At 42.7% G+C, this 9,171-nt stretch carries 10 protein-coding genes and 1 tRNA gene; 5 read left to right on the top strand and 6 right to left on the bottom strand.

What is annotated here, in order from left to right; genetic code table 11:
• Positions 1-266: 266 nt before the first annotated feature.
• Positions 267-773: a GNAT family N-acetyltransferase gene (locus C200_RS10150; RefSeq protein WP_016211062.1), complete on the top strand. Its 507-nt coding sequence runs from the start codon at positions 267-269 to the stop codon at positions 771-773.
• Positions 774-885: 112 nt separating this feature from the next.
• On the opposite strand, the gene C200_RS10145 is transcribed toward C200_RS10150, so the two are convergent.
• Positions 886-962, bottom strand: a tRNA-Met gene (locus tag C200_RS10145).
• Positions 963-1,097: 135 nt separating this feature from the next.
• Positions 1,098-1,427 (bottom strand): Grx4 family monothiol glutaredoxin, encoded by a 330-nt coding sequence (grxD, locus tag C200_RS10140; protein WP_017377041.1) that lies wholly within the window; start codon positions 1,425-1,427, stop codon positions 1,098-1,100.
• A gap of 234 nt (positions 1,428-1,661) precedes the next feature.
• Between grxD and deoD the strand changes: the two genes are divergently transcribed.
• Complete coding sequence (gene deoD / locus C200_RS10135; RefSeq protein ID WP_032126658.1) at positions 1,662-2,366, top strand: purine-nucleoside phosphorylase; 705 nt, start codon at positions 1,662-1,664, stop codon at positions 2,364-2,366.
• Here the strand turns inward: deoD and parC are convergent.
• The 4 genes from parC to C200_RS10115 form a co-directional block, all read right to left on the bottom strand.
• A complete protein-coding gene (gene parC / locus C200_RS10130; RefSeq protein WP_016211063.1) occupies positions 2,347-4,575 on the bottom strand; it encodes a DNA topoisomerase IV subunit A in 2,229 nt (742 codons plus the stop codon). The genes deoD and parC overlap by 20 nt on opposite strands.
• 162 nt (positions 4,576-4,737) lie before the next feature.
• The gene (locus C200_RS10125; protein WP_016211066.1) at positions 4,738-5,751 is read right to left on the bottom strand and encodes a quinone-dependent dihydroorotate dehydrogenase; all 1,014 of its coding nucleotides are present in this window, start codon (positions 5,749-5,751) and stop codon (positions 4,738-4,740) included.
• A gap of 97 nt (positions 5,752-5,848) precedes the next feature.
• Complete coding sequence (locus C200_RS10120) at positions 5,849-6,070, bottom strand: hypothetical protein (protein ID WP_016211065.1); 222 nt, start codon at positions 6,068-6,070, stop codon at positions 5,849-5,851.
• Positions 6,071-6,074: 4 nt separating this feature from the next.
• Complete coding sequence (locus C200_RS10115) at positions 6,075-7,712, bottom strand: NAD+ synthase (RefSeq protein WP_032126660.1); 1,638 nt, start codon at positions 7,710-7,712, stop codon at positions 6,075-6,077.
• Between the two features lie 138 nt (positions 7,713-7,850).
• Here C200_RS10115 and C200_RS10110 point away from each other — a divergent pair, with 138 nt between their 5' ends.
• From C200_RS10110 to C200_RS10100, 3 genes are all read left to right on the top strand, one after another.
• The gene (locus tag C200_RS10110) at positions 7,851-8,384 is read left to right on the top strand and encodes a GspH/FimT family protein (protein ID WP_016211058.1); all 534 of its coding nucleotides are present in this window, start codon (positions 7,851-7,853) and stop codon (positions 8,382-8,384) included.
• 120 nt (positions 8,385-8,504) lie between these two features.
• A complete protein-coding gene (locus C200_RS10105; RefSeq protein WP_016211061.1) occupies positions 8,505-8,858 on the top strand; it encodes a hypothetical protein in 354 nt (117 codons plus the stop codon).
• A 61-nt stretch (positions 8,859-8,919) separates the two neighbouring features.
• A partial coding sequence (locus tag C200_RS10100; RefSeq protein WP_033923759.1) for a helix-turn-helix domain-containing protein occupies positions 8,920-9,171 on the top strand: 252 nt, incomplete at its 3' end.

The following is a 9,171-nucleotide window of genomic DNA, read 5'->3' as shown; positions in this document are numbered from 1 at the left end:
AGTAGCTCTTTATTCATTCCTGATGAAATCCCTGTATCTATCAGATTTCATTATACATTGTTTATCATGTCAGTGCGTAAGGTGAGTTAGATAATCGCACTGATGTAGGTATCGAAATTGCCCGCATGGACGCCTATAGCAATACTGATGTCACAGCCCATGCCTACTTAGTTGGCCTTGATATGACCGTGCATTTCTAATAAATAACATATAAGTATTTACGGCAGCTTGGCTGCCTGCTTTATTTCAGGAGGAAGTTATCTATCATGGATATTTATATTCGCGGTTATGAAAGCAACGATGCCGAGGATTTACACCGCATATTCAGTCAAAAGTCCGTGTATAGTAACACTTTCCAATTACCCACCCCCTCGCTCGATAAAATCATAGCAAAATACCAGCAACGATTAGAACATAACAATCAATATTCTTTCGTCGCAGTCGATAAGCAACTAGATCAAGTGATTGGTGAGTCAACCATCTCTATTCCTGATACACCACGTCGTAGCCATAGTGCAAGTTTTGGTATTATCGTCGATGAAAATTACCGCGGCCAAGGCATCGGTAGCTTATTAACTTGCCATGTGATTGATTTTTGTTTTAACTGGCTGGGAAAAATCCGTATCGAGCTTGAAGTCTATTCACAAAATCAAGCCGCAATTGCCCTCTATGAAAAGCACGGCTTTAAAATAGAAGGTCATTGCAAAAATTATGCACTCTACCAAGGGAAATATACTGATGGCTATTTAATGGCAAAATTAAAAGAGGATTAAAATTAAGAAGCCAGAGCAAAAGATAAGTGTAAGTGTAAAGCTAACACTAGAATCAGCTTAGGACTCTAAAGTTAATCATTTAAATTATAGTGGCTAATAAATAAAAAAAAGATGGTAGCGGGAGCTGGATTTGAACCAACGACCTTCGGGTTATGAGCCCGACGAGCTACCAGACTGCTCCATCCCGCAAAAGAATGAGGCCCATTATACGGAGCTAATCGATAAAAGCAAGAACTAATTGAAAAAAATCAGCAAAATACATTTACTTGGTATTTTTCCAACTCTTTTTCAATCAGCCTACTTTCTGCTAGCGCCAACTAACGACTATTCAGCACTTGCACCTTTTACAGCATCCAGCATGGTTTGCAGCTCACCACTTTGGTGTAATTCAGCAACAATATCGCTACCACCAACGAGCTCACCATTAATAAATAACTGCGGGAAGGTTGGCCAGCTCGATACTTGCGGTAGCGTTGCACGCACCTCAGGACTCGCTAACACATCCACATAACCAAATTTTACCCCACACGCCATCAAGGCTTGAACCGCTTGTGCTGAAAAACCACATTGTGGCTGTTGTGGTGAGCCTTTCATATAGAGTAAAACCGCCGTATCAGCAATTTGGCCTTTGATCATATCAACTGTATTTTCCATCGTTTTCCACTCAAAATTTAAAATAAAAGGCTATTATACACGAGATTAATCTCCTAAAGCGAATCGATGCTTTTCAACATTTTAGTTTAAATAACACGAATAACCTTGCTTGCTTAACTTGCTTGATTGGTTTAAAAGCCCACCTTTGCGCTCTCCTAGGTTTACATTTAAGATAAGACTGGAGTTAGATTGATCATAAATTTAATCTTTATTTTTTATAAACAAGGCGAAATTATGAGTATTCATATTGATGCAAACAATGAGCAAATTGCTGACAACATTTTACTGCCTGGCGATCCATTACGTGCCGAGCTCATCGCAAATGAATTTCTAGAAAATACTGAATGTTATAATAAAGTTCGTGGCATGCTTGGCTTTACTGGCACTTATCAAGGCAAGCGTGTTTCTGTTCAAGGCACCGGCATGGGCATGCCATCGATGAGCATTTACGCCAAAGAGCTTTTAGATGATTATCAGGTCAAACATCTGATTCGTGTCGGTACTGCTGGTGCGCTGCAAGCCCATATTAACATGGGTGAGCTTATCCTCGCTCAAGGGGCCTGTACCGACTCACATATTAATCAACTGACTTTTCAATCGATAGACTATGCACCGATTGCTAGTTTTAATTTACTCTGCCGCGCCCATCAAGCCGCACAAACTCGCCAAAAAACCTGCCATATTGGTAATATTTTAACCACTGATCGCTTCTATGTCGAAGATCAGCCACTATACAATACACTCAAAGAGCACGGCATCCTTGCCGTTGATATGGAAACCGCAGCCCTTTATACCTTAGCGGCTCGTTATCAGGCGCAGGCACTTGCCATCATGACCATCAGTGACCAATTGATCACTGGGGAACGCGCCTCCTCTGAGCAGCGTCAACACCAGTTCCTTGATATGGTTGAAACCGCACTTAACTGCTTTGTTGACTAGGGGTCTCTAAACTTAGAGCCTGCTGAAAGCCACGTGGTAGCTTGCTACCGCGGCGACCGCGCTCACCAATATACACTTGCCAGTCTTTCGCCGCCAAGGTAAGCTGGCGCTTCTCTGTCCTGACCACTAACTCAGCACCCGACATTAAAACACACACTGCAAGCAACTGCTCATCCGCAGATAGCTGTAATAATTTATTACCTTTACCTTTGCTCATGTTCGCAATATTTTTAGCAGCAAGAATAAGTAACCGCCCTTCACTACTTAATAAAGCAACATAATCGGTTACATTTGATAATGTTACCGGCGCTAATACCTTGGCCTCAGCTGAGAGGTTTAAAAATGTCTTGCCTGCTTTATTTTTGCCATAAAGTGCACTGCATTTAGCAATAAAACCATAACCAGCACTCGTTGTAAAAACAAGGTGATCTTCAGGCAGTGCCATCACCACCTGCTGCATGCTCGCACCCGTTGGCAGTTTAAACCAACGACTCAGTGGCTCACCATAACCTCGAGCCGACGGCAAAAGATGAGCAAACAGCGAGTAACTACGCCCCGTATTATCAAGAAAAGCCACCTGTTGATTGCTACTACCATGAGCGACAGCAAGATAACGATCGCCTGATTTATAACTTAAATTTTGCCCTTCAACCTGATGTCCCTTCGCACTACGCACCCAACCTTTTTGCGATAATACAACCGTCACCGGCTCTGTCGGTACTAAATCAACTTCCTGAAGCACTTTGGCTTCACCACGGCAAACAATCGGGCTACAGCGCCCATCTCCATGTTCTTTTAGCGTTTGCTGCAGCTCTTTACGCACCAGGGTTTTTAAGCGGCGTTCAGAAGCCAAAATCGCTTCAAGCTTTTCTTTTTCTGCTTGCAGATCAGCCTGCTCTTTGAGTAACTTTTCTTCTTCAAGCTTGGCTAATTGCCTTAATTTAATATCTAATAAGGCATTGACCTGAAGCTCACTAAGCTCAAAGCGTGTCATTAATGCCCGTTTTGGATCGTCTTCGAAGCGAACAATTTCAATGACGTCATCCAAGCACGCAAAAACAACCAATAAACCAGCAAGAATATGCAAGCGCTCATCCACTTTACCCAAACGATATGTTAAGCGCTGACGGACGACGCCTTGACGAAACACCAACCATTCTTGCAATAACTCAAGTAAATTAAACACGCGCGGCAAGCCATTTAGGCCAACAATATTTAAATTAACCCGATAATTTTTCTCTAAATCAGTGGATGCAAATAAATGCAACATCAAATCATCGACATTAATGCGCTTAGCGCTCGGCGTGACCACTAAGCGTGTTGGGTTTTCATGATCAGACTCATCGCGCAAATCGGCCACCATTGGCAGTTTTTTCGCCCGCATTTGGCCGGCAATTTGCTCAAGAATTTTTTCACCTGAGACTTGATAAGGCAACGCCGTAATCACCACATCACCATTTTCTTTATGGTAAATCGCTCGCTGCTTAATCGACCCCAAACCGTGCTGATAAATCTTTTGGATCTCTGCAGGTGAGGTAATAATTTCAGCAGCTGTTGGATAATCCGGACCTTGAATAAATTCACACACATCCTCAAGTGTTGCTGCTGGATGTTCAAGCAAATGCACACACGCATTAATCACCTCTTGCATATTATGCGGTGGAATATCCGTCGACATCCCTACAGCAATCCCTGTCACACCATTTAATAATAAATTGGGTAAGCGTGCCGGTAATAATGCCGGTTCACGCAGCGAGCCATCAAAATTAGGCAACCAATTGACCGTGCCTTGTGCAACTTCTTCGAGTAAATTATTGGCATACTTAGATAAACGTGATTCTGTATAACGCATGGCAGCAAACGACTTTGGATCATCACATGACCCCCAGTTGCCTTGACCATCAATCAGCGGATAACGATAAGAAAACGGCTGAGCCATTAGTACCATAGCTTCATAACAGGCACTATCCCCATGCGGGTGAAACTTACCTAAAACATCACCAACCGTCCTCGCTGATTTTTTATACTGCGCACTCGCATGCAGGCCCAATTCACTCATCGCATAGACAATACGGCGCTGTACCGGTTTTAAGCCATCGCCAATATGAGGCAAGGCACGATCAAGAATGACATACATGGAATAATCAAGGTAAGCTTTTTCAGCAAACTCATGCAAGGCACAACTTTCAACGTGTTCATTTATCTCCATCGACATTCTTTTTATTCTCTATTTTTATCTAAATATTGATTGACTAAAATATACTTAATGTACTTATAGCGTATACAAATTCGTTGTAAAATGTAGCCTTATTGTAGACAGATGTCTAAATCTCAGCAACTTAACTTTAAATTTAATGCTGATTTAGCAACACTAGTAATGCCAAGCGGCAGCAACTTCTTTAATAAGCTCAGGTCCTTGATACACTAAACCTGAGTACAGCTGAATTAATTGTGCTCCAGCTTGCTTTTTCAACATTGCCCCTTCTGCACTCATAATGCCACCCACACCAATTAAAGGTACTTTGCCCTCGACAAGCTCAGCAAAGCGTTTTAATACCGTCGTTGAGCGCGCTAATAAAGGCGCACCGCTGACCCCACCGACTTCTTTCGCTAACGGCGAAGCAATAATCTCATCACGACTGACCGTTGTATTAGAGATAATCACGCCATCAAACTGATATTCACAGACCAATTCAGCCACATTTATTAAGGCCGGCTCATCCATATCAGAGTCTAGTTTTAATACCACAGGCACTAAGCGTTTATGCGCTATTGCCAAAGCCGCCTGCTCCTCTTTAATAGACTCAAGTAACTTTGCTAAAAATTCTTTATTTTGCAACTTTCTTAATTCAGGCGTATTCGGCGATGAGATATTAATAGTAATATAACTCGCATAAGCATAGACTTTACGCATGCAAAAGCAATAATCTTCATGTGCTAACTCTAAAGATGTATCTTTATTTTTACCGATATTAATCCCCAAAATACCGGTATATTTAGCATGTTTGACCTGCTCCACTAAATAATCAACACCTTTATTATTAAAGCCCATACGATTAATCACAGCTTGATATTCTTTCACTCTAAATAAACGCGGCTTGGGGTTACCCAATTGCGCTTTTGGCGTCACCGTTCCCACTTCTAAAAAGCCGAAACCCAGCGTTGCCAGTGCATCGATATATTCAGCATTTTTATCAAGGCCGGCGGCAAGACCCACCGGATTTGGAAAATCTAAACCCATCACCTGACACGGCTGCGGACGGATTTTCACCTCGGTTAGTAAACCTAAGTGATTTAACCACTTTGCTGATGACAGTGAGAGGTGGTGCGCTGTTTCTGCTGGCAGTGCAAACAATAAAGGCCGAAGCAATGAGTAAGCTGACACAGGTTCCCCTTAATTTTTACTTAAAATGGCTTAAAAATTTAATACAATAGCATTCTATAAAAAAAGGAGCGCCAGCTCCTTTCTTATACGTTATTTTTCATTTTGGATAATCTGCATCATTGACTGCAGGCAACTCTTTTAATTCATCTAAAAGCTTTTTCATGCGCCTATCAAATTGATGCATAAATACAGTCTCCGCACCTGCCAACGGCTCTCCCACCTCCAGAGCTAAATTTGCTGCCGGCGCCTGCAACAGACGAATAATCACAAACCCAAGTAATAATACAACAAGAATAATAACCGTGATTGCAATCCACATAGCGCTACCCTAAATCTCGATCAAACGCAGAAGTCAATGGATAACGACGCTCACGTGTAAACGCTCGCTGTGAAATACGCGGCCCCGGCGCCGACTGTCGGCGCTTATACTCATTTTGGCCAATCAAACGCAAAATACGCTTCACATCAACATCATTAAAGCCGGCGCTAATAATATCAACGGCACTTTGATCATAGTCGACATAACGCTCAATAATTTGATCAAGTACTTCATAAGGCGGCAAGCTATCCTCATCTTTTTGATTCGGCGCAAGCTCTGCCGACGGCGGCCGGCTAATCACCCGCTCAGGAATCGCAAGCGATAAGGTGTTGCGATAATGGGCCAATTTAAATACACGCGTTTTCAACACATCTTTTAAGGCATTGTAGCCACCACACATATCACCATATAAAGTCGCATAGCCCACCGCCATTTCACTTTTATTGCCCGTAGTCAACAGCATTTTTCCTGTCGCATTCGACACGGCCATCAGCAAGACTCCCCGACTACGCGCTTGTAAATTCTCATCGGTCACCCCAAATGGTCGCCCCTCACCAAGTGCGGGCACAAGCGCCTGTTGTAAAGCCTGATAACTATCAGTAATCGGCAACACATGGTAGTTTACCCCAAGCATCTGCGCCTGTGCTCTTGCATCATCTAAACTTATCTGACTGGTATATTCAGAAGGCAACATGATCGCTTCAACCGCCTCAGCGCCTAAAGCATCAACGGCAATCGCCAAACTTAAGGCCGAATCAATTCCTCCGGATAAACCGAGCACCACACCATTAAAATTATTTTTACGCACATAATCACGCAAGCCTAAAGTAATGGCTTGATAAATTTCAGCGTCTTCACTTAACACTGGAGGCAAAGCTTGCGCATACGGGATATACTCGTCATGTTCCCCACAGCGCAATTCAACGATACGCACATCTTCACGAAACGCTGCAGCCTGTTCTGTCAAGCGGCCTGTCGCATCGACAACAAACGAGCAACCATCGAAAATCAAATCATCCTGAGCGCCAGCCCAATGTACATAAAGCAATGGCATGTTGCCTTGCTGAGCACGCTCTTTGACAACCTGCACACGCTGCTGCTGTTTTCTCAAATGATACGGCGATGCATTGGTACTAATCATTAGCTTAGCTTGACTTATCACTGCTTCAGCCATGACCTCATCAGACCAAAGGTCTTCACAAATTGCCAAGGCCACCGGCACACCTGCAATTTCAGTGAGGCAATCTTGCTGACCGGGCCCAAAGTAACGCTTTTCATCAAACACACTATAATTTGGCAAACAGCGTTTGTAATAACGCTTCACTTCCGCCCCTTGGCGAATTTGAATCAAGGCATTATACATCTGCCCCTGATCAAATACCGGTGCACCAACAAGAATATCTAGGTTAATATCCAAAGAGGCTTCAACAATCATTTTTAATGCGGATTCAATACGTTCATGCACATCCATTCGTAATAATAAATCCTCTGCGGGGTAACCCGTTAATGTCATCTCCGGAAACACCACCGCATCCGCTTGGCCGTCAAGACTGACCGCCAATTGAATAATACGCGTTGCTTTTTCCTCAATGGCTCCCACATGCAACGACAACTGAGCCATTGCAATACATAATGTCTGCATGAAGCTTACCTACTTTCTTTTTACTTTTGTTTTTACACCACAATTTGCCCTAAAATGCATTCTCAACACACCATTTTCAACGCTGGCTAAACCTTCTACACTAGACTAACACCCGCTAAATTAGCTACAGGGCAAACAATGATTGCAGATTATACCCGAGACTCACAAGCTGCGCCAAATTCATCGTTACAGGGCTTTAGTCTGATCGAGGTGCTCATCGTCCTGACCCTGCTCAGCTCACTTATTCTATTAAGCTTACCCACTTTATTCCACCTCAAAGAGCAGCAAATACACCAACAAGCCGCATCCCAGCTAGAGCAGCTGATTAAGCTGGGCCGTGAACAGGCCCTGTATCAGCAAAACACAGTCACCTTGTGCCCAACGGCTAACCAAACTCACTGCCACACAAACTGGCAACTCCCCTTAATGCTTTTTCTCGATCAAAATCAAAACAATCAACGTGATCATGAAGAGCCGATGATTACAACATTCACCTTACCTCATTCTATTCAGCTCACCTGGAACCGCGGTAATCATTTAAGCTTTTATGGTGCAAGTGGGATTGCAGCAAGCAATGGCACATTAAGTTTTTGCACACCTCAGCTAAGCCGACAATTTATTCTCAACCGCCAAGGTCGCTTACGCCAAACCACACAGCCCTGCACCTTCTAAAATAACGCCCTCACATGCTGATGAAAAACAAATTATCTCAAACTCATCGTTTTGCATTGACAGCCCGCCCAAGTTTTAAAAAAATATTAAACATACATATGGATATGTTGAGCAGCGCTTATGACAAATATAGTAAAAGACCTCCAAGAACGTAATCACCTGGTCCGTTGGGGAATTTTAATTGGCCTGACCTTTTTTAGCTTAGCCACGCTTTTCATTTTGGCCATCGATTTTAAAATTCTACGCGACCCGGATATTATTCAAGACCACCATTTTCGCATCTTATTATTTATTCTCGTAATTTACTTTACTGTCTATGCAACCAGCGGTTTTATTCGCTCACTTGCACGCTATCTTAACAATCGCTATCTTGCACGCTTTACCGCACTACCCAAACTCTCTTGTTACCAGGAATCTTGCACCCGCAATTATTTCCCAAATAAGCCCTATGATCATATCGTTATTCTGTTATAGCGCTGGATTAACAGTTTCTGACATAATATCAGTAGGTTAAAAAATACAATAAGGAAAAACGATGCCTTCTCCTTACAGTTATGACTTAAGAATTCGAGCACTAAAAATGATTGATGAAGGGATACCTATTACACAAATTTCCAAGCTCTTAAAAATCAGTCGAGACACTCTGCATCGTTGGAAAAATAGGCGTGATCATACAGGAGACGTCAAAGCAAGGTTTGGCTACCAAACGGGCTATAACCATAAAATCAGTGATATGAAAGAATTTCAAAAATTTATTGATCAGAATCCGGGTAAAACTCATCAACAA

The organism is Piscirickettsia salmonis LF-89 = ATCC VR-1361 (assembly GCF_000297215.2).
In the GTDB taxonomy this organism is placed as follows: Bacteria; Pseudomonadota; Gammaproteobacteria; order Piscirickettsiales; family Piscirickettsiaceae; genus Piscirickettsia; species Piscirickettsia salmonis.
The sequence above is the reverse complement of the archived record's forward strand: the minus strand, read 5'-3'. Positions and strand labels throughout refer to the sequence as shown.

Excerpts from the sequence above, each read along its gene's own strand:
- C200_RS10150 (WP_016211062.1), top strand. The coding sequence starts at position 267 with ATGGATATTTATATTCGCGGTTATGAAAGCAACGATGCCGAGGATTTA.
- grxD (WP_017377041.1), bottom strand. The coding sequence starts at position 1,427 with ATGGAAAATACAGTTGATATGATCAAAGGCCAAATTGCTGATACGGCG.
- deoD (WP_032126658.1), top strand. The coding sequence starts at position 1,662 with ATGAGTATTCATATTGATGCAAACAATGAGCAAATTGCTGACAACATT.
- parC (WP_016211063.1), bottom strand. The coding sequence starts at position 4,575 with ATGGAGATAAATGAACACGTTGAAAGTTGTGCCTTGCATGAGTTTGCT.
- C200_RS10120 (WP_016211065.1), bottom strand. The coding sequence starts at position 6,070 with ATGTGGATTGCAATCACGGTTATTATTCTTGTTGTATTATTACTTGGG.
- C200_RS10115 (WP_032126660.1), bottom strand. The coding sequence starts at position 7,712 with ATGCAGACATTATGTATTGCAATGGCTCAGTTGTCGTTGCATGTGGGA.
- C200_RS10110 (WP_016211058.1), top strand. The coding sequence starts at position 7,851 with ATGATTGCAGATTATACCCGAGACTCACAAGCTGCGCCAAATTCATCG.
- C200_RS10105 (WP_016211061.1), top strand. The coding sequence starts at position 8,505 with ATGACAAATATAGTAAAAGACCTCCAAGAACGTAATCACCTGGTCCGT.